Raw genomic sequence first — 26,522 nt, 5'->3', positions numbered from 1 at the left:
CGTCCGGTTCGGGTTCCGTTGTCGTTGGCGCAGCAGCGCATGTGGTTCCTCAACCAATTGGACCGCGAATCGGCAGCCAACAACATTCCGATGGCGATCACTCTCACTGGCGAGTTGGATCAGGCGGCGTTGTACGACGCTGTCGTGGACGTGTTGAAGCGTCACGAGGTTCTGCGCACGGTCTACCCCGAGGTCGACGGTGCCGGCTACCAGCGGATCTTGCCGGTGGCGGCAGTTCCGGTGAATCTGGCTCCCGTGCAAATCGAAGCATCCGACATCGTGGCGGCGGTGACGGACTTCGTCACGTCAGGCTTCGACGTCACCGCTGAGGTTCCATTGCGGGCCAAGCTCTTCCAGCTCGCGGAGGACTCGTTTGTACTGGCGATAGTGATTCACCACATCTCCACCGACGGTTTCTCGATGGGTCCGTTGATCCGCGACGTGATGACCGCGTACTACGCCCGCTCACAGGGTCAAGCCCCGACCTGGGCGCCGTTGTCGGTGCAGTATGCCGACTACTCGTTGTGGCAGCGCGAGGTTCTCGGTTCCGAGGGTGACACGGAATCCGTACTCGCAGAGCAGATCGGCTACTGGGCCAAAGCTCTCGACGGAGTTCCGGACCAGATCACCTTGCCCAGTGACCGCGCGCGTCCAGCCGTGTTCACCGGCCGGGGAGCCACCTACAGCTTCCCGATTTCCGCGGATGTTCACCGCGGACTGGCCGCTGTGGGTCGCGAGCACCAGGCATCGCTGTTCATGGTGATGCACTCGGCGTTGGCAACACTTCTTGCCCGGTTGTCCGGCACCACCGACATCGCAGTCGGCACCCCGGTCGCCGGTCGCGGTGAAGCGCAGCTCGACGATCTGATCGGCATGTTCGTCAACACGCTCGTGCTGCGTACCGACGTCGATCCGGGGATGCGTTTCCTCGATCTGCTGACGTCGGCGCGTGAGAGTGATCTCGCGGCTTTCGCTCACGCAGACGTGCCGTTCGAGCGGATCGTCGAGGTACTCGATCCGGTTCGTTCGCAGGCACACAACCCGTTGTTCCAGGTTGCCTTGGCATTCCAGAACCTGGGGCAGAATAACCTGACGTTGCCGGGACTCGATATCACTGAATTTGATATCGCGGAAACTGTAGCGAAGTTCGACCTTCAGTTGACCCTGGTGGAAGCTGCCGATGGTCACGGCATGACTGCGACCTTCACCTATGCGACGGATCTCTTCGACGAGGGGACAGTTGTCTCCTTCGCCGAGCGGTTGACTAGGATTCTCGAGGCCGTCGCCGTGGATGCGACGCAGGCCGTCGGCGACATCAACATCCTCGAAGCGCCTGAGCGTATCGAATTGACCAGTCGCCGAGCGTCCTCGGGCATCGAGCCGAAGCCGTTGGCCGACATCCTGGCCGAGACCGCGTTGCAGTATCCCTCCAACGAAGCTCTCCGCTACCAGGATCGGTCGATGACCTACGCCGAGGTCGACGAGTGGTCGTCGCGCCTCGCCCGCGTCCTGATCGCTCGCGGTCTGGGCGCCGAAGACCTGGTCGCAGTGTCGATTCCGCGTTCCATCGAATCGGTCCTGCTGGTGTGGGCGGTATCCAAGACAGGTGCCGCCGTTGTTCCCATCGATCCGCACTACCCGGCCGACCGCATCGCGCATATGGTCTCCGACTCGGGCGTCTCGGTCGGTCTGACTTTCGAAGCTGAACTCGCAGGGCTTACCGACACCGTGGAGTGGCTCGCGATCGACAGTGCTGTTTGCGCGGAATTAATGGCAGCGCAGGATAGTTCACCGATTCGTGAAGATGAGCGTGTGCGCCCCGTCCTTCCGGCGCATCCGGCCTGGGTGATCTACACCTCGGGCACAACAGGCTTGCCCAAGGGTGTTGTTGCTACGGGAGCAGGCCTCGCGAGCTTCAGTGCAACGCAGGCACAGCACTACCTGGTGACGCCGAACTCCCGCACGCTGCACTTCGCGTCGCCGAGTTTCGACGCGTCGATGCTCGAACTGTTCCTGGCTGTCGCGACAGGCGCTGCCATGGTGATCGTCCCGACGTCGATCTTCGGCGGCGACGAGTTGACCGCGCTGTTCAAGTCCGAACGCGTCACACACGCTTTCATCACGCCCGCGGCGCTGGCTTCCATGGATCCGTCGGGCCTGAACGATCTCGAGGTGGTTGGTGTCGGCGGCGAGGCGTACTCGCCGGAGCTGATGGCCAAGTGGGCGGATCAGCCGAACCGTCGACGTACGTTCCTCAATGTCTACGGTCCCACCGAGACCACTATCGTCACCAACGTCAGTGTGCCGCTGATGCCGGGCGACCGGATGACCATCGGTGGAACCATCGGCGACATGGCGGCGTTTGTTCTCGACACGCGTCTGCAGCCCGTCCCCGTCGGTGTTGCCGGTGAGCTGTACCTGTCGGGTCCCCAGGTCACCCGCGGATACCATCGCCGCCCGGGATTGAGCGCGGATCGCTTTGTTGCCAACCCGCATGGCCTGCCCGGTGAGCGCATGTACCGCACCGGTGATGTTGTGCGTTGGACTGACCAATATCAGGTTGAGTATGTGGGCCGCAACGACTTCCAGGTGAAGATCCGTGGCTTCCGTATCGAGCTCGGTGAGATCGACGCGGCACTGACGGCACATTCGGACGTCGAGTTCGCCGCGACGATGGGCACCACTTTGGCGTCCGGTGCTCCGGCGCTAGTGTCGTACGTGTTTGTCGGCAAGGAATCTGCTGTCAGCTCGGCGGATCTGAGCGAGTTCGTCTCACGCACCCTGCCGGCGCACATGGTGCCTGCGTCGATCATGGTTCTGACCGACATGCCGCTGACCCCGGCCGGCAAGCTGGACCGAAAGGCTTTGCCGGAGCCGGTATTCGAGGTCAAGGAGTTCCGTGCTCCCACGACCGAGATGGAACGCGTCCTCAGCGAGGTCTTTGCCGACGTTCTCGGCCTCGATCAGATCGGTACCGACGATTCGTTCTTCGCTCAGGGCGGAGACTCGATCATGTCGATCCAGTTGGTGTCCCGGGCCAAGGCCCGCGGTGTTCTGTTCACGCCCAAGGACGTGTTCGAGAACAAGACGGTGGCTGAGTTGGCAGAGGTTGCCGTCTTCGGCTCCGACGCCGATGCGATCACTGTTCTCGCCGAGATCGAAGGCGGCGGCATCGGTTGGATGCCGCTCACGCCGATCAAGCGATTCATGTTCGAACGGCCCGGCAGCTTCCAGCGTTTCAACCAGTTGTTGACGCTGGAGTTGCCGCTCGGCATCGACCGGACCGGTGTTGTCGACACACTGGCTGCCGTCATCAATCACCACGACATGTTCCGTTCGCGTCTGGTCGATGATCAGCGTGGTCCGGGCATGGCTGTGTCCGCGCCCGGAACCGTCGACGTGGATTCTTTGGTGCGACGGGTGCTGGTGGACCCCGCGATTTCGGGCGCAGACCTGACGGCCATCGCATCGGGTGCTCTCGACGACGCTCTCGGCCGGTTGGATCCGGCCGCCGGTGTCATGGCTCAGTTCGTGTGGATCGACTTCGGTGACACACGCACCGGCCGATTGATCATGGCTGCGCATCACCTGATCGTCGACGGCGTCTCCTGGCGAATCATCGTGCCGGACTTGATTTCCGCGTGGGCTCAGCGCAGTGGCGGAAGTGCACCCGTGCTCGAACCGACGGGCACGTCCATGCGTACCTGGGCGCACTCGCTCGCTGCGGAATCACGATCAGACAAGCGACTGGCAGAACTGCCACGTTGGCGCAAGACGCTGTCGACTCCAGACCCGATTCTCGGTTCGCGGGCGTTCGATCCGTCCGTCGACGTTGCGGCAACTGTCGAGCGTGTGCGCGTGGAGGTGCCTACAGGCGTCACTGAAACCCTGCTGACAACTCTGCCCGAGGTGTTCCGCGGCGGAGCCAACGACGGTTTGCTGGCCGGACTTGCTCTGGCACTGGTGCGCTGGCGCCGTGAGCGGGGCATCGACACCGAAGCGGCACTGCTCCAGCTCGAGGGCCACGGCCGCGAAGAGGGCGTCGTCCCGGGTGCCGATCTCTCACGCACCGTCGGCTGGTTCACGGCGGCCTTCCCCGTCGCCCTCGACCTTGCCGGTATCGACATCGACGACGCCTTCGACGCCGGAGTTGCTGCGGGAGCGGCGATCAAGGCAGTCAAGGAGCAGTTGCTCGCCGCTCCCGACAAGGGTGTCGGCTACGGACTGCTGCGGTACGTCAACGACGACACCTGCACTGAGCTGTCGAAGCTGAGCAGCGGGCAGGTCAGCTTCAACTACCTGGGTCGCATTGTGGCGGAGGATATTCCGGCTGCAGCGCAAGGCCTCGGATGGATTCCGGCACGCGACTTCTCCGATGTCGCTGCGCCGGAAGACCCGGACATGCCGGCCAACAAGGTTGTCGACATCAATGCCATCGTCAACGACGGCGCTGACGGCGCGGTGCTCGAAGCATCGTTTGCCTTCCCGAACGGATTGCTGAGCGCCACCGAGGTGCAAGCCCTGGCCGACCTGTGGGTCGGAGCACTCACAGCGCTGGCGCAGCACGCACAGGCCGTCGGCGCAGGCGGACTCACGCCGTCGGACGTGCCGCTGGTAACGCTGACCCAGCGGGATCTCGACGGGTTCGAGCAGCGTTTCCCCGCTGTGCAGGACGTCTGGCCGCTGGCTCCGCTGCAGTCGGGTCTGCTGTTCCACGCTGTCATGGCCGAGTCGACCGTCGACCTGTACTCCGTGCAGATGGTTCTCTCGCTGTCCGGCCGCGTCGACGCGGATCGCCTCCACGCCGCAGCACAGGCCATCATCGATCGTCACCCGAACCTGCGCACCGCATTTGTGGTCGACGGAACGGGTACGCCGGTCCAGGTAGTTCTCGGTGACATCGAGGTGCCGTGGCGCGAACTGGATCTCACCACAATCGCTGACAGCGAAGAACGACGCCGCGAGTTGGATCGGATTCTTGTCGAGGACCAGGCCACGCACTTCGACATGTCGAACCCGCCGTTGATCAAGTTCACGCTGATCAAGATCGCGGCGAGCGAATACCGCCTTGTTGTGGCAAACCACCACATCATCCTCGACGGCTGGTCCATGCCGCTGCTGCTCCAGACGCTCCTCGGCCACTACGCCATGCGTGGGAACATTCCCGCTCAGACGCGGTCACTGAGCTATCGGAACTACCTCGCGTGGCTGGTCCAGCAGGATCGCAGTGTGTCCATGGATGCCTGGGCGAAAGCGCTGGGCGGCGTCGAAGAGCCGACGTTGTTGGCTCCCACCGTCGTTGGTCAGGAATTCAGTGCGCTGTCGCAGAAGTTGCAGATCTCGCTCAGCGAATCGGTGACCGCGACACTGACCGGTTTGGCATCGAGGACCGGCGTTACCGCCAACACGATCGTCCAGGCTGCCTGGGCAATTCTGCTGGGACGCATGACCGGTCGCCAGGACATTGTCTTCGGTGCCACGGTCTCCGGCCGTCCGCCACAACTCGACAGCGTCGAGAAGATGGTGGGCCTGTTCATCAACACGCTGCCCGTGCGTGTCCAACTGGATCTGGCCGAGTCCGTCGAGGCATTGCTCTCTCGGGTTCAGATCGAACAGGCGGGATTGCTCGATCACCATTACCTCGGCCTGACCGATGTGCAGAGCGCCGCGGGCGTCGGCGGACTCTTCGACACTCTGGTGATCTTCGAGTCCTACCCGGTCGACCGTGACGGTCTTGCAGCGCAGGCAGAGTTCTTGGACGGCATGGTGATCGACGATGTCGCCTCCGACGATTCCACGAACTACCCGCTCACACTGCTGATCGGTCTCGACGACCAACTGCACCTGACGCTTCGTTACCTACCCGACTTCTTCGACGAGTCGTACGCGCAGGCCCTGCTGGGTCGCCTCGAGACTCTGCTGACCGAAATCGGTGAAACGCCGTCTACTGCAGTCGGTGACGTCGAGGTCATGACTGTGTCTGAGCGTGCTTTGGTGCTCGAGTCGTGGAACGACACGTCTCGTCCGGTTGTGGGTGGGTTGTTGTTGGATGGTTTTGATTCTGTGGTGGGGGTTTGTTCGGGTTCGCGTGCGGTGGTGTGTGGGGATGTGGTGCTTTCGTATGGGGAGTTCGATGAGCGGGTTAATAGGTTTGCGCGTTATTTGATTGGTTTGGGTGTTGGGCCGGAGTCGTTGGTGGGGTTGGCTGTTCGGCGGTCGGTTGATTTGTTGGTTGGTTTGTATGCGATTGTGCGTGCGGGTGGGGCGTGGGTGCCGTTGGATCCTGATGCGCCGTCCTCGCGTAATGAGTATGTGTTGGATTCGGCTGATCCGGTGTGTGTGGTGTCGACGGAGCGTGATGGTTTCGTGGCGTCGGGTCGTCGGGTTGTGTGTGTGGATGTTGTTGATGTGTCTGGTTTTTCGGGTGCGCGGGTTTCTGATGTGGATCGGCGCTCGCCGTTGCGGGCGTCGAATACGGCGTATGTGATTTTCACGTCGGGGTCGACGGGTCGGCCGAAGGGTGTGGCGGTCTCGCATGCGGCGATTGTGAATCAGCTCGAGTTCATGCAGGGCGAGTATCGCTTGATGTCGTCTGATGTGTATTTGCAGAAGACGGCGACGACGTTCGATGTGTCGTTGTGGGGTTTTTTCATGCCGTTGCGGGTGGGTGCGGTGTTGGTGTTGGCGTCGGCTGATGGTCATCGGGATCCGGGGTATTTGGCGTCGGTGATTGATGATCAGGGTGTGTCGGTGACGGATTTTGTTCCGACGATGTTGTCGACGTTTTCGTCGTTGGTGGATCCGGGGTTGTTGGGTTCGTTGCGTGATGTGTTGGTGATCGGTGAGGCGTTGCCGGTGGAGGCGGTGCGTGAGTTCGGGTTGGTGTCGTCGGCGCGGTTGCATAATTTGTATGGTCCGACTGAGGCGGCGGTGTCGTTTACGTTTGCGGATGTGACGGCTGCCGGGTCGGGGTCGGTGGTCTCGATTGGTGTGCCGGAGTGGAATTGCCGGGTGTTTGTGTTGGATTCGCGCCTTCGGCCGGTTGCTGTGGGTGTTGCGGGTGAGTTGTATTTGTCGGGTGTGCAGTTGGCTCGGGGGTATGTGGGTCGTCCGGATTTGAGTGCGGATCGGTTTGTGGCGTCGCCGTTCGGTTCGGGTGAGCGGATGTATCGGACGGGTGATTTGGTCCGTTGGAACACAGTTGGTGAGTTGGAGTACATCGGTCGTACTGATTTTCAGGTGAAGTTCCGTGGTCAGCGGATCGAGTTGGGGGAGATCGAGGCGGCGTTGGTGTCGCATGGGTCGGTGTTGTCGGCTGCGGTGGTGGTGCGTGGGTCGGTGATGGGTGATCAGTTGGTGGGGTATGTGGTGCCGGCGGTGGGGTCGGTTGTGGATGTGTCGGTGTTGCGGGGGTTTGTGGGGGAGCGGGTTCCGGGTTATATGGTTCCGGCTGCTGTGGTGGTGTTGGATGCGTTCCCACTTAATTCGTCGGGGAAGTTGGATCGGGCGTTGTTGCCGGAGCCGGTGTTCGAGGCTCGGGTGTTTCGGGCTCCGGTGTCGTCGGTGGAGTTGGTGGTGGCGTCGGCGTTTGTGGGTGTGTTGGGTGTTGATCGGGTGGGGTTGGATGATGATTTCTTCGAGTTGGGTGGCAACTCCCTCATCGCGACTCGGGTTGTCATGCGCATCGCCGAAGAACTCGAGACGGCCGTACCGGTCCGCCTTCTGTTCGAAGCGTCCACCGTCCAGGAACTTGCCGCACGTCTCGAATCACACGTCGGTGAAGGAAGCCGCCTTGCGCTGACAGCTCAGGATCGACCGGAAGAGATTCCGCTTTCTCTTGCGCAGCAGCGTATGTGGTTCCTCAACCGCTTCGACGGCTCGGCAGGTGCCTACAACATGCCGTTTGCACTGCGGCTGAGCGGTGAACTCGATCTGGGCGCGATGCGTGCGGCGATCGGCGACGTCGTTGCCCGCCACGAAACCCTGCGCACTGTGTATCCGGAAACCGATTCGGGACCGGTCCAGGTCATCGAACCGGTAGGACATACGCCGGTGGAATTGAACGTCGAGAGTGTCACGGAAGCCGAGATTGTCGGCAAGCTGGTCGAATTGGCGTCGACGAGGTTCGACGTGACGGCCGAAATCCCGCTGCGGATTCGGTTGTTCCAGGTAGCCGAGAACGAGTACGTCCTCGCCGTCGTGGTGCACCACATTGCCGCGGATGGCTCCTCGACTACTCCGTTCGCCCGCGATCTCGTCATGGCCTACGCGGCACGGGCGCAGGGAACGGCGCCGGGTTGGGCCCCGCTGGACGTGCAGTACGCCGATTACAGCCTGTGGCAGCGCGAGGTGCTGGGTAGCGAGGAAGACCCGGAATCCGTGTCGTCCGAGCAGATCGCCTACTGGAGCCAAGCTTTGGCCGGGCTGCCGGATCAGCTGGACCTGCCGACGGACCGTCTGCGTCCCGCCGCGCAGTCGTACCGCGGTGGCTACCTTCAGTTCGAGATCGACGCAACAGTGCATCAGGGCCTGTCGGCGCTGGCCCGTGAGCACGGGACCACCCTGTTCATGGTCACGCACGCGGCGTTTGCGATTCTGTTAGCGCGCCTTTCCGGCACCGACGACATCGCCGTTGGCACCCCGATCGCTGGCCGCGGTGAGCGTGCGCTCGACGATCTGATCGGCATGTTCGTCAATACCCTGGTATTCCGGACACACGTCGACGGTTCCGACAGTTTCACGGAACTACTTGCCCGCGTGCGCGAGAACGACCTGCAGGCCTTTGCGCATGCCGATGTTCCGTTCGAGCGACTGGTCGAAGTTCTCAACCCCGCACGTTCGACTGCTCGGCACCCGCTCTACCAGGTGGGCTTCCTTTTCCAGAACATGGAACAGGCAAGCCTGGAACTGCCTGGCCTCACCGTCAAGGGCCTCGAGATCGACAACGGTGTCGCTCAGTTCGATCTGCAGTTGATCGTCGGTGACAATTACGACGAGCGTGGTGTTGCCTCCGGCATCTCGGCCGTATTCAGCTACGCGCACGACCTTTTCGACGAGTCGACAGTCCAGTCCTTTGCTGATCGGTTCAACACCGTTCTGGCAGCGGTGGTTGCCGATCCGTCGATCGTGGTCGGCGACATCGACGTGCTCGATCCGCGTGAGTCGAATCAGGTTCTGCAGGAATGGAATGCAACGGAGCAGGTACTCGACGCCGAGGCGACACTGGTCGATCTGTTCGATCAGCAGGTTGCCGCTCACGGTGATTCCGTCGCGTTGGTGCACGGGCTCGAATCGCTGACGTATGTGGAGTTCGACGACAAGGTCAACCGGCTCGCCCGTCACCTGATCGAACTGGGTGTCGGTCCGGAGTCGTTGGTGGCATTGGGAATGCGACGCTCCATCGACCTGGTGATCGGCATGTACGCCGTTGCCAAGGCAGGCGGCGGTTATGTTCCGATCGATCCGGATCATCCGGCCGATCGCACCGGGTACGTCCTCGAGATGGCCGCGCCGGTCTGCGTGCTCAGCAACGAGAACGACGCACCGTCGCTCGCGGGGATCGACAACGTTCTTCTCATCGACACCCTCGATCTGTCGCGCGTCTCCGGAGCGCCGGTGCGCGGCGACGAGCGGATCGCACCGCTTCGTTCGGCGAATACCGCGTACGTGATCTTCACGTCGGGATCGACCGGCAAGCCGAAGGGTGTGGCGCTGTCCCACGCCGCGATCGTCAATCAGCTTCTGTGGAAGCGTGATCGCTACGGTCTCGACCAGACCGACGCAATGTTGCTCAAGACTGCAGCGACGTTCGACCTCTCGGTCTGGGAGTTCTGGTCCGCGTTGACATCCGGGTCCCGCCTGGTCATTGCCGACCCGGACGGCCACAAGGACGCCGAGTACATGCTGGCGCTCATCGCTCAAGAGAAGGTGACGACGCTGCACGCGGTGCCGTCCATGCTCTCGATGCTGACGGCCGCAGCAGACGGCACTCTTCCGCAGTCGCTCGAGCGTGTCCTTGCCATCGGTGAGGCCTTGCCCGCGGCAACGGCGGCAGAGTTCCGCAAAATGTCCGACGCGGCACTCGTCAATCTGTACGGTCCGACCGAGGCTGCGGTGTCAGTGACCGCGCACGATGTGGACGAGAGCGATACCTCGTCGGTCTCGATCGGTGCCCCGGAATGGAATTCGCAGGTCTACGTGCTCGACGAGCGACTGCATCCCGTTCCGGTCGGAGTGACCGGTGAGCTGTATCTTGCCGGAACCCAGCTGGCTCGTGGTTATCACGGGCGGGCCGACCTGACGTCGGAACGCTTTGTCGCCAACATCTTCGGAGAACCGGGCACACGTCTGTACCGCACCGGCGACCTCGTTGTCTGGCGCAGTGGCGGTGAACTCGAGTACGTCGATCGTGCCGACTTCCAGGTGAAGATCCGCGGCTACCGCATCGAACTCGGTGAGATCGAAGCTGTTATCAGAGCTGCTGAGTCCGTGGACGCAGCGGTTGTCGTCGCGAAAACCGATCCGCGACTGGGGGATCGACTGGTCGGGTACCTCGTTCCGCAGGCCGGGGCCACCGTCGACGTCGACAGCGTGAAGGCGGAACTCGTCCGCGAGTTGCCGAGTTACATGGTGCCGTCGGCGTTGATGGTGCTGAGCGAATTGCCGCTCAACATCAACGGCAAGATCGATCGAAAGGCGCTGCCGGAACCCGAATTCGAGGCAACGGAGTTCCGTGCCCCGAGCAATCCGGTCGAAGAGATCGTGGCCTCGGTGTTTGCCGAAGTCCTGGGCGTTCCACGAGTCGGGTTGGACGACGACTTCTTCGATCTCGGCGGAAACTCGCTGATCGCCACACAGGTCGTGGCCAGGTTGGGTCAGGCACTTGACGCCCAGATTCCGGTGCGGATCATCTTCGAAGCGTCGACTGTCGGACTGCTGGCGTCGCGGGTGCTCGAACATGCCGGTTCAGGTTCGCGGGCACAGTTGGTGGCGCAGGAACGGCCGTCGCAGATTCCGTTGTCGCTCGCTCAGCAGCGGATGTGGGTTCTCAACCAGATCGACCGCAGGTCTGCCGCGTACAATATCCCGGTCGCGATCCGGATGTCCGGCGATCTCGACGTCGCAGCATTGCAGTCGGCCGTCTCCGACCTTGTTGCTCGCCACGAGATCCTGCGGACGTTCTATCCCGATCTCGGGGACGGCCCGACGCAGTCGATTCAGTCGAAGTCGGCAGCCGTTGTCGACATGGCCGTGCTGTATGTCGGCGAAGACACGATTGGGGCCGAGGTCGCGAAGGTCGTCGGTCAGGGCTTCGACGTCACTGCCGGTGTTCCGCTGCGCGTTCGCCTTTTCCAGATCACGCCCACTGAGCATGTCCTGATCGTGGTGGTCCACCACATCAGCGGCGACGCGTTCTCGATGGCGCCGATGATCCGAGACACGATGGTCGCGTACACGGCGCGTACCGGGGGAGCGGCACCCGAATGGGCTCCGCTCGAAGTCCAGTACGCGGATTACACGTTATGGCAGCGCGACGTTCTGGGTTCCGAGGGCGATCCGGACAGTGAACTGTCGACGCAGCTTGCCTACTGGACGCAGGAACTCGCCGGCGTTCCCGAACTTCTGGAACTGCCGACGGACCGTCCTCGTCCGCCGACGCAGTCGATGAAGGGGGCGGACTTCCTGTTCACTCTCGGCGCCGACTCCACGCGTCGAATCGCGGAAATCGCGCGCGAGCAGAACTCGACCGTGTTCATGGTCGTGCATGCCGCGTTCTCGGTGCTGCTGTCCAAGCTCAGCGGCTCGAACGACATCGCGATCGGTACACCGGTGGCGGGCCGCGGCGAGCGAGTCCTCGACGACCTGGTCGGTATGTTCGTCAACACGCTGGTGTTGCGCACGCAGGTGAAACCGGCAACCACGTTTGTCGACCTGCTGCAGCAGGTGAAGGAGAAGGACCTCGCGGCGTTCGGAAACGCAGACGTGCCCTTCGAGCGTCTGGTCGAGCAGGTCGGCCGTGAGCGCTCACAGGCATACTCACCGCTGTTCCAGGTGATGCTCACGTTCCAGAACATGGCACTTGGCACGTTTGCGCTGCCAGGGCTCGAACTGTCGGCGGTGGACGACGGATTCGACTCGGCGATGTTCGACCTGCAGCTCACCGGTATCGAGGAGTTCGACGAGGGCGGTACGCTGTCCGATATCCGGATGCGATTCACCTATGCAACCGATCTGTACGACGCCGCAACCATGGAACTGTTCGCGGCCAGGTTGCGGGCCGTGGTCGACGCCGTTGCCGCAGATCCGACGGTGGTTCTGCGGACCATCGACATCGTGACGGACTTCGAACGCGCGCTGATCGAGGCAGCCGAGCCGAAGACCGCCGCCGATCTTCCGGACCTCGCATCAGCGGCCGCCGCAGCAGATCCGACGGCGGTTGCCTTCACGCACGGTGACACCGCGGTGACCTTCACACAGCTGGCCGAAAAACTGGCTGTGATGAAGCAGACGATGGGTGCGGCGCTCACTGCCGACGCATTGGTCTCGGTTTCGCTGAACGGTCTGGTTCCGGGCATTCTTCCGGCACTAGGCGCCGACGGTACTACCTCGCTCGTCCAGTCTTTGATAACTGACGCGCAGGCCACGCTGGGGAAGGGTTCCGGTACGGACGGGTAATATGCAGTATTTGCCCCATGGGCGTTGATCTGTACGACCAGTCGTGCGTTGGATCTGCGCCGTGCTGTCGTCAGTTGGAGGAAGTGTTGATGTCCGTCGGTATGCCGGGACCACAGTCGCTGACGATCGAGGAACTGCCGAGATTGATCGCTGCAGTAGCCGAGGCGGAGCCCGACCGGACAGCGCTTGTTCATGCAGACGCCGAGGTCACCTACGAACGGTTGCACTCGGAACTGACCACACTCGACTCCGCGATGGGTGGTGCGCTCGGCCCGGACGCACTTGTACCGGTCGTGATCTCCACGCTGCTGCCGGAGTTGCTCGCCACACGAGAGGGTGGCCTTGAATCCGTCGTCGGTGCGCTCATCGCCGACGCGACTTCCGTCGTTGCTTTCGAGGCTCCGTCGGTCGTCGAGTCGACTCTCGTAAGTCTGTTCGAGGAGCAGGTCGCGCGTACCCCCGATGCCGTCGCCCTTCGTTTCGGCTCCACGGCGTCGACCTACGCGGAATTCGATCGCCGGGTCAATCAGCTCGCCCGCGAGCTCGTCGCCCGTGGCGTCGGACCGGACACACTCGTCGGCCTGGGTATCCGTCGGTCCGTCGAACTGCTGGTTGCGATGTACGCGATCGTCAAGGCCGGTGGTGCGTACCTACCACTCGATCCCGACCATCCCGCTGAGCGTCTGGCGTATGTGATCGACGTCGCCGCGCCCGTCCTCGTGCTGACGACGTCAGTGGACGCGGTCGGCATTCCCGAAAACGTCGATGTACTGCGGATCGATGACATCGATGTCTCGGCGCACTCAGGCGCGCCGCTTGCCGACGGTGACCGGCTGTCACCGCTGCGCACCGACAATCTTGCGTACGTGATCTTCACGTCGGGTTCGACCGGCAGGCCAAAGGGCGTCGGTGTGTCACACGAGGCAATCGTCGCCAACCTCCGATGGAGGCAGAGCGAATATCCCTTCACCGACGAAGACGTCATCCTGCAGAAGACGCCGTTTACGTTCGACGTGTCGGTGTGGGAGTTCTTCTGGCCGTTGCAGGTCGGCGCTTGCCTCGTGATCGCGAAGCCGGACGGGCATCGTGATCCGGCCTACGTCGCAGCGACGATGATCGAGTACGGCGTCACCGTTGTACATTTTGTCCCCTCGATGCTCGCGGTCTTCGTCGCTGAACCGCGCGCTTCCGAGATCACCTCGCTACGTTACGTTTTTGCCTCGGGTGAAGCGCTTCCCGCCCAGACCGCCGCGCGGCTGCGCGACGTCAGCACCGCGGAACTGCACAATCTGTACGGACCGACCGAGGCAGCCGTCGACGTCACGTACTACGCAACCGGACCGCAGGACGAGGTCTCCATTCCGATCGGCCGTGCTGTCGCCGAAACAGAGCTACTCGTCCTCGACGACGCACTGCGTCCAGTACCTCCCGGCGTCCCCGGCGAGCTTTACCTCGCGGGGGTCCAGCTGGCCAGAGGGTATGTCTCCCGCCCCGATCTGACGGCGGATCGGTTCGTCGCGCATTCCACCTCGGACGGCGAGCGCATGTACCGAACCGGCGACCTGGTCCGATGGCGCGGTGCCGGCGCCGACCGCCTGCTCGAGTACCTCGGCCGCACCGACTTCCAGGTGAAGCTGCGGGGACTGCGCATCGAACTCGGCGAAATCGAATCAGCGCTACTCGACAACGACGCAATCGCACAAGCGGCCGTTCTCGTCCACTCCGATGCGGCTTTGGGCGACAATCTGGTGGCATACGTGGTTCCCGCATCGGGAGTTGTGCTCGACACCGACGCTCTTGCACGTGAATTGGGTGGACGCCTGCCGGACTACATGGTGCCGTCGCTGTTTGTCGAACTCGAGGCGTTTCCGCTCAATGCCAGTGGCAAGCTGGACCGCAAGGCGCTGCCGGCGCCCGAGTTCACAGCGCAGGTTGTCGAATACCGGGCAGCGAGTACGCCGGTCGAGAAGACGTTGGTTGCGATCTTTGCCGATCTGCTCGGTCGGGACGACCTCGGCATCGACGACGGATTCTTCGACCTCGGGGGCAATTCACTGCTCGCGACGCGAGTGGTGGCGCGCGCGAACGCCGAACTCGGCGTGGAACTCGACATGCGAGCTTTCTTCGATGCTCCGACGGTATCCGAATTAGCTTCTCTCGTAGGCGATTCTGCTGGCCGCGGTACGAAGGCTCCTCTCGTTGCACAGGAACGTCCCGACCGGATCCCGCTTTCGCTTGCGCAGCAGCGTATGTGGTTCCTCAACCGGTTCGATTCCACGTCAGCCGTCGATCACATCCCAGTCGTTCTCCGGCTGACCGGAATGCTCGATGCCGCTGCGCTCCGTTCGGCGATCGATGATCTCGTCGAGCGGCACGAGAGCCTGCGTACTGTGTACCCGGAGGTCGACGGCGTCGGCTACCAGCAGATCTTGACCGTCTCCGACGTGGAGCTCGATCTGTCGCCGGTCGCTGTGGCCGAATCCGAGATCACCGAGCGTGTCATCACGGAGATCACCGGGGGATTCGACGTCACCTCACAGGTGCCGTTGCGGGTCAAGCTCTTCCAGGTGGCCGCGTCGGAATACGTCCTTGTATTCGTCGTCCACCACATCAGTGGTGACGGCTTCTCGATGGGCCCCTTGGTGCGCGACGTCGTGACCGCTTACGCGAGTCGGGCGGCTGGCAGCGCACCCGAATTCACGCCGCTGGACGTGCAATATGCAGACTTCTCGATCTGGCAGCGAACAGTCCTCGGCAGCGAGCACGACGCGGAATCGGTGATATCGCGCCAGATCGATTACTGGACACAGCAGCTCGACGGGCTCCCCGAGCGGCTAGACCTGCCGATGGATCGACCCCGCCCGCCCGTCGCGAGTTATCGCGGAGCGTCGCACACGATGACTATCGGTGCGGACGTACTCGCGCGCCTCGAGTCGATTGCGCAGGCGAACAAGGCCACGGTGTTCATGGTATTGCACAGCGCAATCGCCGTGCTGTTGGCGCGTTTGTCCGGAACCACTGACATCGCGATCGGCACCCCGGTGGCGGGTCGTGGCGATCGCGCACTCGACGACGTCATCGGCATGTTCGTCAACACCCTGGTGCTGCGTACCGAGATCAATCCGGCAAGTACATTCGACGAGCTGGTGAACCAGGCACGGATTGCAGACCTCGATGCATTCGGTAACGCTGACGTCCCGTTCGAGCGCCTGGTAGAGGTGCTCGACCCGGCACGCTCGCAGGCACACAATCCGCTGTTCCAGGTGATGCTCGCGTTCCAGAATCTCGGCCAGAAAACACAAAGTGGCGCAACGCTCGGCGGCCTCGAGGTAAGCGGTTTCGAGCTCGAGTCCGCAGTCGCCAAGTTCGACCTCCAGTTCACGGTGTGGGAAGACATCGAGGTCGGCGGGCTGTCAGTCGTCATCGATTATGCGCGTGACCTTTTCGATGCCTCGACCATCGAGACGTTCGGTTCCAGGCTGTCCGTATTGCTCGGTGCGGTCGCTGCCGATCCGGCCGTTCTCGTCGGCGAGATCGATCTGTTCGGCGCCGGCGAGGCAGCCTGCGTGCTCGACTGGTCGGTGGGGCAGCGTGTGTCGATCGGCGACAGATCGCCACTTGCACTCTTTGCCCGGCATGTCAGTCGCGACCGGTCGACGGTTGCAGTCGTGGCCGATGATCGGACCCTCACCTACGGGGAACTCGATGCGCGGTCGTCGGTGCTCTCTCAGGACTTGCTCGCTGCGGGTGTGGGAGCGGACGACGTGGTTGCGCTGGTGCTGCCCAGGTCGTGGCAGTGGGTAGTGGCAATGCTCGCGGTGTGGAAGACCGGCGCCGGTTACACACCAATCGATCCCACGTTGCCGACCGAGCGCGTGAATACATTGCGCGAAGACACCAGTGCCCGCGTGGTGATCGCGTCCGGCGGCGTCCAGACGGCGCTCCCGGTGCTGCGGGTCGAGAGCACTGATGGGGCGGAATCCGGCGATTCTGTTCCGGAATGGGTGGACCATTGGCGTGAGCGGGGCGCAGGTGAGCGCGTGGGATACGTCATCTCGACCTCTGGTTCGACGGGTCGGCCCAAGCCCACGGTCGTACCGATGGCGGGCATCGAGAATACGACAGCCTGGTACCGATCCGAACTTCCGGACGCCGCTGGTGTGGTCGTTGCGTCGTCACCGAGTTTCGATCTCACGCAGAAGAATGTGTGGGGACCGCTTACCAGCGGTGGCAGTGTTCACGTCGCCGCAGCGGGGTTCGACCCCGCCGAGATCCTTCGCGCCGTCTCCGACGACGACGTCCAGGTCGCGAACATGTCGCCGAGTGCATTTGATGCACTGGTCGATGCCGACGTGGACGGCGTCCTCGAATCACTCGACGTCGTGTTCCTCGGTGGTGAGCCCATTCAGGTTGGTCGGCTCAAAGATCTGATGGCCGCCGGTGTGCGCGTCGTCAACAGTTACGGCCCCACTGAGGCCTCCGACGTAGTGTCCTTCCAGGAGGCGGCACCGGGAGACGTCAACGGAGTCCCCATCGGGATTCCAATTCCGAATATCGAACTCTACGTGCTGGATTCGCGCCTGCAGCTGGTCCCGGCCGGAGTGGTCGGTGAGCTTTACGTGGGAGGTGTGGGAGTCAGCCGCGGATACGGCGGACGCTTCGACCTTACTGCCGAGAGGTTCGTGGCGAATCCGTTCGGGTCGGCAGGCTCGCGGCTGTACCGTACCGGAGACCAGGTCCGGTGGAACGGTTCGGGAGAGCTGGACTATCTGGGCCGCACCGACTTCCAGGTCAAAATCCGTGGACTCCGAATCGAACTCGGCGAGATCGAAGGGGCCCTGGTGGCACTCGATTCGGTATCGGCTGCTGTCGTGGTGGTACACAAGGACAGCCTGGTCGGAGACCGCCTGGTGGCTTATCTGGTACCAGCACACGGGGCCGACGTCGACATCGCGGCGATACGTTCGACCGTCGCGGCGCGTCTGCCTGACTACATGGTGCCGTCTGCGTTCGTGGCGATCGAGACGGTTCCATTGAACGCCAACGGAAAGGTCGATCGGCGGGCCCTGCCCGAGCCGACGTTCGCGACACTGTCATACCGCGCTCCGACCACTGTGGTCGAAGAAACTGTGGCCCAGATCTTTTCGGATGTTCTGGGTGTAGCTCAGGTCGGTCTCGACGACGACTTCTTCGAACTCGGCGGCAACTCGTTGATTGCCACGCGAGTTGTCTCACGGCTCGGTCAGTCCTTGGACACCGTAGTGCCGGTACGACTGCTGTTCGACGTGTCGACGGTCGAGGCCCTGGCCGCACGACTGAGCACTCACACCGGCGACGCGGGGCGGATGCCTCTCGTCCCACAGGAGCGTCCCGAGCGAGTCCCGCTGTCGTTGGCGCAGCAGCGAATGTGGTTCCTCAACCGGTTCGAGCCGGAATCCGGGGTCGACAACATTCCGGTCGCCGTGCGGTTGACCGGTCCGTTGAACACGGCGGCTCTGGCGGGGGCCGTGCGGGACCTGATCGACCGTCACGAAAGCCTACGCACGATCTATCCCGAGATCGACGGCGTCGGTTACCAGCAGGTTCTCGGTTCGGCGGCAGTCGATCTCGATCTGTCACCGGTTCGAGTTCCGGCCGAGGCTGTGGAACTCCGTGTGCGGGAGCTGATCCAGCCCGGATTCGACGTCACGGTGGAGATCCCTCTCCGTACCGCGCTCTTCCAACTTGCCGACGATGAGTACGTGCTTGTCTTCGTCGTCCATCACATCAGCGGAGACGGTTTCTCGATGGTGCCGTTGGTACGTGACGTGGTGACAGCGTATGCGGCGCGATCGCACGGGCGTGCGCCGTCCTGGTCGCCGCTGGCTGTCCAGTTCGTCGACTACACCCTGTGGCAGCGTGAGGTGCTCGGCAGCGAGGACGATCCGCACTCGATCATCTCGGGCCAGGTCAACTACTGGAAGAGCCGGCTCGCGGGAATCCCGGATCAGCTGGACCTGCCGACCGATCGGCCACGTCCAGCCGTAGCAACGAACGGTGGTGCAGAGTACCAATTTGCCATCGAGCAGGGCGTCGTCGATTCCCTCGACCGAATTGCGCGTGAGCATCAGGCTTCGCGATTCATGGTCGTGCACAGTGCATTCGCCGTGATGCTGGCGCGCCTGTCCGGCACCTCCGACATCGTGATCGGTACTCCGGTCGCGGGGCGTGGTGAGCAGGAACTCGACGATGTGATCGGAATGTTCGTCAACACACTCGTGTTGCGGACGAACGTCGATCTGTCGCTGTCGTTCACGGAATTGCTTCGCAGCACGCGTGAGTCGGACCTGCAAGCGTTCGCGCATGCCGACGTGCCGTTCGAGCGCCTCGTCGAAATCATCAACCCGGAACGATCGCAGTCACGCAATCCGCTGTTCCAGGTCATGCTCACGTTCCAGAACGTCGCCCAGGGCAGCGACGAATCGGCCGACATCGACGGCGTCACGGTATCGGCCCTCGACGTCGATGCGTCCGTGGCGAAATTCGATCTGCAATTGACGATCACCGAGCATGACGGTGAACTCCGTGGACTCTTCACTTACGCAACGGATCTGTTCGACCGTAAGACGGTGGCCTCCTTCGTCCAGTATCTGACGGCGACTCTCTCGGCGGTCGCGGCTGCCCCCGCTGGGCCGGTCGGGGACGTCGACGTCGTCGGCGACTCCGATCTAGGGCTGGTCGTCGAGCGCTGGAACAGCACCGGTCACGATGTTCGCGATGTGACGCTGGTGGATCTGTTCGATGAACAGGTCGTCCGCTCTCCCCATTCGATCGCGCTGACCTTCGATGGGCATCAGCTGACGTATCTCGAATTCGACCGGCGGGTCAATCAACTCGCCCGCAAACTCGTGTCGGAAGGCGTCGGCCCGGATACCCTGGTCGGCTTGGCCATTCGCCGAAGCTTCGATTTGCTGGTGGCGATGTACGCGGTAGTCAAGGCCGGCGGCGGCTATCTGCCCATCGACCCCGATCAGCCCGTCGAGCGCAACGAATACGTCGTGTCGACTGCAGCTCCGATCTGTGTGTTGACAACAGAGAGAGATGGATTCGACGCTGAGGGAGTGCTGGTAGTCAGGATCGATACCGTAGACCTGTCCGGTTGTTCCGACGCACCGGTCACCGACGCGGACCGCCTCGGCCCGCTGCGAGGGGAGAACACGGCGTACGTGATCTTCACCTCCGGGTCGACGGGCAAACCGAAGGGCGTTGCGGTGTCACACCGCGCGATCGTCAACCGGCTGATCTGGATGCAGGCCGAGTACAGCCTCCTCGGCGACGACGTGGTCCTCCAGAAGACTCCCTTTACCTTCGATGTCTCCGTGTGGGAGTTCTTCTGGCCGTTGCAAGTCGGAGCTCGACTTGCGATCGCTGCCGTCGACGGCCACCGAGATCCGGCCTATCTGGCCGCGCTGATCGCGTCCGAACGAGTGACCACCATTCACTTCGTGCCGTCGATGTTGGAAGTGTTCCTCGCGGATACGGTTGTCACGAGGTCTTCTACCCTTACCCGAGTCTTCGCCTCGGGTGAGGCGCTCGCCCCGCAGGTGGCCGTGCAGTTCCGGACGGTTCTTCCCGGAACTGAACTGCACAATCTGTACGGACCGACGGAGGCCGCGGTCGACGTGACCTTCCATGAGGTGACGGACGCCGACACCACCACCATGCCGATCGGCGCGCCGGTCTGGAACACACGCGTTCTGGTACTCGACTCACGACTGCATCCGGTGCCCGTCGGGGTCGCGGGCGAGCTCTACCTCGCGGGAGTGCAGTTGGCCCGGGGGTACGTGGCTCGGCCGGACCTCACCGCGGACCGGTTTGTCGCCGATCCGTTCGGACCTGCCGGCTCACGCCTGTATCGGACCGGAGACCTGGTGCGATGGAATGCGTCGGGTGAGTTGGTATACATCGGACGTACCGACTTTCAGGTCAAGCTACGCGGACTACGCATCGAGCTGGGGGAGATCGAGTCGATCCTGCGTGATCATCCGTCGGTCGGTTCGGTGGTGGTTGCCGTCCGGAACGATCAACTGGTCGCGTACCTGACGGCGGCCGGTGAGTCTCTGATCGATTGGCTGGAACTGGAATCGATACTGGGGAAACATCTTCCGTCATACATGGTGCCCACGGCACATGTTGTTCTGGACGAACTGCCGCTCAACGCCTCGGGAAAACTCGACCGGAAGCAACTGCGCGATCCTGAGGTCGAGATCGCGGTCTTCCGGGAACCCGAATCTGTGGTCGAGGTCGAAGTTGCGCGTATTTTCGCCGACCTCCTCGGTATCGGTCAGGTCGGCTTGGACGACGACTTCTTTGCGCTGGGCGGTAATTCACTGATCGCGACGCAGATCGTCGCTCGACTCGGGCATGCACTCGACACCACTGTGCCGGTCCGCATCTTGTTCGATGCATCGACAGTGGAGTCGCTCGCGGCGCGAATCGACGTGCTCGTGGGGCGGGGCGGCCGTCCGCCGCTCGAACCACAGGAGCGCCCTGAGTTGGTTCCGCTGTCGATCGCGCAGCAGCGCATGTGGTTCCTGAACCGATTCGATTCGGCGTCCGGAGTGGACAACATTCCGATCGCGATCCGGTTGACGGGGGATCTCGACATCGAGGCCATGCAGGCAGCTCTTCGTGATCTGTTCGAGCGACATGAGATTCTCAGGACCACATATCCGGAAGTCGACGGTATCGGATACCAGCGAGTCCTCGACACCGCGGATGCACTGCCTGATCTGTCGCCAGTACGTATCCACGAGTCCGTCGTCACCGACCGGGTGGCGGAATACGTACTCGCCGGATTCGATGTCACTGCAGACGTGCCGGTCCGGGCACGTTTGTTCGATCTCGCCGACTCGCAGTACGTTCTGGTGTTCGCCATCCATCACATCAGCGGTGACGGCTTTTCGATGGGGCCGCTGGTCCGGGACGTCGTCTCGGCGTACGCCGCGAGGTCGCAGGGAATCGCTCCGACGTGGAAGCCGCTACCGATCCAATTCGCGGACTTCGCGCTGTGGCAGCGCCGGGTACTCGGTGTCGAGTCCGATCAGGGATCGTTGATCTCGAAACAGATGGAATACTGGAAGTCGCAACTGGACGGATTGCCCGTCGAACTGACCCTGCCGTCGGATCGGCCGCGTCCGCGAGTCGCTTCACACTCCGGTGCCGAGTACTGCTTCGATATCGAAGCGGCCATGCATGAATCATTGAATCATGTTGCACGAGAACATAATGTGTCACTCTTCATGGTTCTGCACAGCGCGCTGGCCGTCCTGCTGGCGAAGCTGTCCGGCACCGCCGACATCGTGATCGGTACACCAGCGGCCGGACGAGGTGAACAGGCTCTCGATGATCTGATCGGCATGTTCGTCAACACTTTGGTCCTGCGGACCGAGGTCGACCCGGGCGAGTCGTTCACTGCACTCCTGTCGAAGGTACGGGACACTGATTTGGCCGGTTTCGAGAACGCTGACGTTCCGTTCGAGCGTCTGGTGGAAGCACTGGACCCCGAACGGTCGCAGGCGCGTAATCCGCTTTTCCAGGTGGGCTTTTCGTTCCAGAATCTCGGTCAGGGCGCGAACGGATCCGTAGAGATTCCGGGCCTGAGCATTTCCGGTGTCGACATTGCGCCGACGTTGGCCAAGTTCGACCTGCAGTTCACGGTCTGGGAGACTCCGGCTCAGGCGGGCGGGCTCACCTTCGCCGTCACCTACGCCACCGATCTCTACGACGAATCGACGATTGCAGGCCTCGAGTCACGACTGAACGCCGTGCTGACATCCGTCGTCGCCAATTCGTCCAATGCAGTCGGCGACATCGACATTCTCGGTGAGGACGAACGCCGGACGATACTCGAAGGGTGGGCCACGCCCGGGGCGGTCGTCGACGACTCGACCACTCTGGCCGGACTGTTCGATGCACAGGTGACCCGATCACCGAACGAGATTGCGGTGGTCTTCGGAGACGAGCGATTGACGTATCGGGACATCGATTCCCGCGCAAACTGTCTGGCCCGCACGCTGATCGATTCGGGAGTCGGATCCGAGGACCTGGTAGCGGTCCTCTTGCCGCGATCGGTCGATCTGGTCGTGGCGCTGCTCGCCGTCGTCAAGTCTGGTGCCGCGTATCTGCCGATCGATCCGAGCTATCCGGATGAGCGGATCGCATATACCCTTGCCGACGCGTCTCCGGTGTGTGCGATCGTCGCTCCGGATTCGCTGCGGGAACTGCCCTGCCCTTCTGTCTCGCCCCGGGACGCCGCAGCCGACTCCCGCCCCGTGACCGACGCAGACCGCGTGCGGCCTTTGCGTTCGAGAGACCTGGCGTACGTCATCTACACATCAGGATCTACCGGCCGCCCCAAAGGTGTTGCGGTCACTCATCGGAATGTTGTGGAGTTGTTCGCCAACGCGCAGACGGAATTCGCATTCGATTCCTCGGATGTGTGGACTTTGTTCCACAGCTACGCATTCGACTTCTCGGTGTGGGAGCTGTGGGGTCCGCTCATTCACGGCGGTGTACTCGTGGTCGTCGACTTCGAGACGTCGCGTTCGCCAGACCAGTTCAGACAATTGCTGACCACCGAGGGCGTCACGGTGCTCAATCAGACTCCGTCGGCTTTCTACCAGCTTGCGGAGGCGGACCGTGTTTCCGGAGGATCGGACGGTACCGCGTCGGATCTTGCGCTCCGGTACGTGATCTTCGGTGGCGAGGCACTCGATCTCGCACAGCTGACCCGGTGGTACGACCGTCATCCGGACGACTCGCCGCAACTGGTCAACATGTACGGAATCACCGAGACCACGGTGCACGTCTCTTATCTCCCGCTCGATCGTGCGAGCGCGGAGACCGCAACGGCGTCGTTGATAGGTCGACCACTCGACGGCCTTCGGGTGTACGTACTCGACGACCGTTTGCAGCCCGCTGCGATCGGCACGGCCGGCGAGATCTACGTCGCCGGCGGACAACTGGCACGCGGGTATCTGGGGCAGAGCGGATTGACGTCCGGGCGGTTCGTCGCGAATCCGTTTGCATCGCACGGCGAGTCGATGTACCGAAGCGGTGATGTGGCGCGCTGGAACCGCGCCGGCCAGCTCGAATACCTGGGGCGTTCCGATTCGCAGGTTCAGCTTCGAGGTTTCCGGATCGAACTCGGCGAGGTCGAAACGGCCCTGCTCCGAGTCGGTGGTGTCGCCCGTGCCGTGGCCGTCGTCCGCAAGGACGCGGATCTGGGCGATCGGCTCATCGCGTACGTCGTGCCCGAAGCCGGTTCGGACCTCGACGCGAGCACGGTCAGCACAAGTGCGGCCGACTTCCTCACCGGCTACATGGTTCCCGACGCGACAGTGTTGTTGGACGCCTTGCCCCTCACGGTGAACGGGAAGCTCGACTCCGCTCGGCTGCCTGCACCCGTCTTCGCTTCCGCCGAATATCGAGCGCCGGTGTCCGACACCGAGAAGGCCGTGGCGACGGTATTCGCCGAATTGCTGGAGGTTCCTCAGGTCGGACTCGACGACGAGTTCTTCGAACTCGGTGGTAACTCATTGATCGCGACCCGGGCGGCGGCACGACTGAGCCGATCCCTCGACGCCGTAGTCCCCGTACGGACTCTGTTCGACACCCGGACAGTCGAAGAACTCTCGAGCGCGATCGAAGTCCACGTCGGAACCGGTTCGCGAAAGCAGCTCGTTGCCCAAGATCGCCCCGAGCGCATTCCGCTGTCACTGGCGCAGCAGCGTATGTGGGTGCTCAACCAGATGGACACCGACGCCTCGACCTACAACATCCCGATGGCGCTGCGTCTGGCCGGGCAGTTGGACGTCGACGCGCTGAAATTTGCTCTGCGTGACGTGATCTCGCGCCACGAGTCACTGCGAACGCTTTACCCGTCCGACGGGCTGGGGCCGGTGCAGCGGATCGTCGGCGCCGACCTCGTGCCCATGTTCGGGGAACCGACAGCGGTCCACGACGGCGCGCAGATGTACACGAAGGTAGTCGAATCGACGACCGCCGGATTCGATGTGTCATCGGAGGTTCCGGTACGTACTGATCTTCTCCAGATCGGAGAAGATCAGTACGTGTTCGTACTCGTCGCGCATCACATCGCGGCCGACGGGCAGTCGATGGGGCCACTGGCCCGCGACGTGATGGTGGCCTACGAAGCGCGTACCCGGGGCAGTGCACCGTCGTGGAGCCCACTCCAAGTGCAGTACGCAGACTTCGCGCTGTGGCAACGCGACGTACTGGGATCGGTAGATGACGCGGGAACGATCGCCGCGCGCCAACTCGACTTCTGGCGCACAGCGCTCGACGATCTGCCTACCGATGTCGGCTTGCCGACAGACCGACCGCGTCCCGTGGTGCAGTCCGCCGCAGCGGGGGCAGTCCAGTTCACCGTCGACGCTGATGTCCACTCGCGACTGAGCGACATCGCCCGAGCAAAGAACGCCACGGTGTTCATGACAATCCACGCCGCACTGGCGGTCCTGATCTCGAGGTTGGGTGGAGGCTCCGACTTCGCGATCGGTACCGCTGTCGGCGGCAGGGGCGAGCGCGCCCTCGACGATCTCGTCGGTATGTTCGTCAACACACTCGCGCTTCGCACCACGGTCGATGCCGGTGCACGCTTCGAGGATCTCGTTTCGCATGTGCGCGACGTCGACCTGGCCGCGTTCGGCGAAGCCGATGTTCCTTACGAGGAAATCGTGGAGGCGCTGCCGCCTCGGGCGGGGGGCCTGTTCCAAATCGTCCTGTCGCTGGAACCGACCGCCCAGACCGAGTTTGCATTGGCAGACCTGACCATAGGCGCCGTCGACAGCGGAGTCCTGACCACGAAGTTCGACCTTCAGCTCACCCTGACCACCGCAGCGGACGGCCTCGGACTCTCCGGCCTGTGGCTGTATTCCGAGGACCTGTTCGACAAGACCACGGTCGAGTCGTTCGCACAGCGGTTCGTTCGTGTACTCGAGCAGGTCACCGACGATCCGACCAGGCAGGTCGGCGATCTCGATCTGCTGACCGACATGGAGAAGTCCGAGGTCGCCGACGGCGTTCGCGAAGCCAGCGCAGTCGCGAGCACGACGTTGCTGCCTCAGTTGCTCGCCTCCGTCGTGGAAAGCGACCCGGACGCGCCTGCGGTGGTAACAGACGGCGAGGAGACCGCTTACGCGGCACTCGACGCGAAGTCTTCGCGTCTGGCTCGCCTGCTCATCGAGGAAGGTGCAGGTCCCGGCACTGCGATCTCCATCGGTGGTGGTGTCGATGCCGTGATCGCCTACTGGTCTGTGGTGAAGACCGGCGCAGCCGTTACCGGGGCGCATCCGTCGGATCCGGCAAGCCTGACCCTGTCGAATGACTCCGACACCTCGACGCTGCTCTTGACGTCACCGGAGATCGAGTCTCGGCTGGCGACGATGTCGGATCGTCCGATCAGCTACGTCGATCGCGCCCGGTCGACAATGGCGGACGATCCGGCGATCGTCGACGGTGACCGAGTGCTGACGTACGGCGACCTGTCGGACTCTCTGGCGGAGCTGCGTAAGCGGTATTCCGTCGACTTCGAGTCGAGGTTGGCATTCGCCGGCGCGGTCGGCTCGCCGGAGCACTCGGTCGCGGTCCTCCTGGCGGCGTCAGCCGGAGCGGCTGTCGTCATTCTCGGTGACGACGAGGCAATCGAAGACTCACTTGCTGACGACTGGGTGACGCATGTGGTGCTTCCGGACGAGGTCCGCTCGGCCGTCGATCGAACCGACTTACCCGATCTCGAGTACGTCCTCGCAACGGGCGAACTACTCGGGTGGTGAGATCGGGCT

2 protein-coding genes are annotated in these 26,522 nt (G+C 62.9%); both read left to right on the top strand.

The genetic code is table 11. The features are described from left to right. Positions 1-12,675, top strand: a 12,675-nt coding sequence (locus M1L53_RS17200) for an amino acid adenylation domain-containing protein (protein WP_397517562.1), incomplete at its 5' end; no start/stop codon positions are given. A gap of 17 nt (positions 12,676-12,692) precedes the next feature. Continuing rightward, positions 12,693-26,513 carry a non-ribosomal peptide synthetase gene (locus M1L53_RS17195; RefSeq protein WP_261949243.1) on the top strand — a complete coding sequence of 4,607 codons (13,821 nt, stop codon included), beginning with the start codon at positions 12,693-12,695 and terminating at the stop codon, positions 26,511-26,513. Positions 26,514-26,522: the final 9 nt, after the last annotated feature.

The sequence above is a fragment of the Rhodococcus sp. T9N genome, from assembly GCF_024436645.1.
GTDB classification, from domain to species: Bacteria; Actinomycetota; Actinomycetes; order Mycobacteriales; family Mycobacteriaceae; genus Rhodococcus_F; species Rhodococcus_F qingshengii.
Note: the sequence above shows the minus strand (reverse complement) of the source record. Positions and strands in the feature narration are given on the sequence as shown.

Excerpts from the sequence above, each read along its gene's own strand:
- M1L53_RS17195 (WP_261949243.1), top strand. The coding sequence starts at position 12,693 with ATGGGCGTTGATCTGTACGACCAGTCGTGCGTTGGATCTGCGCCGTGC.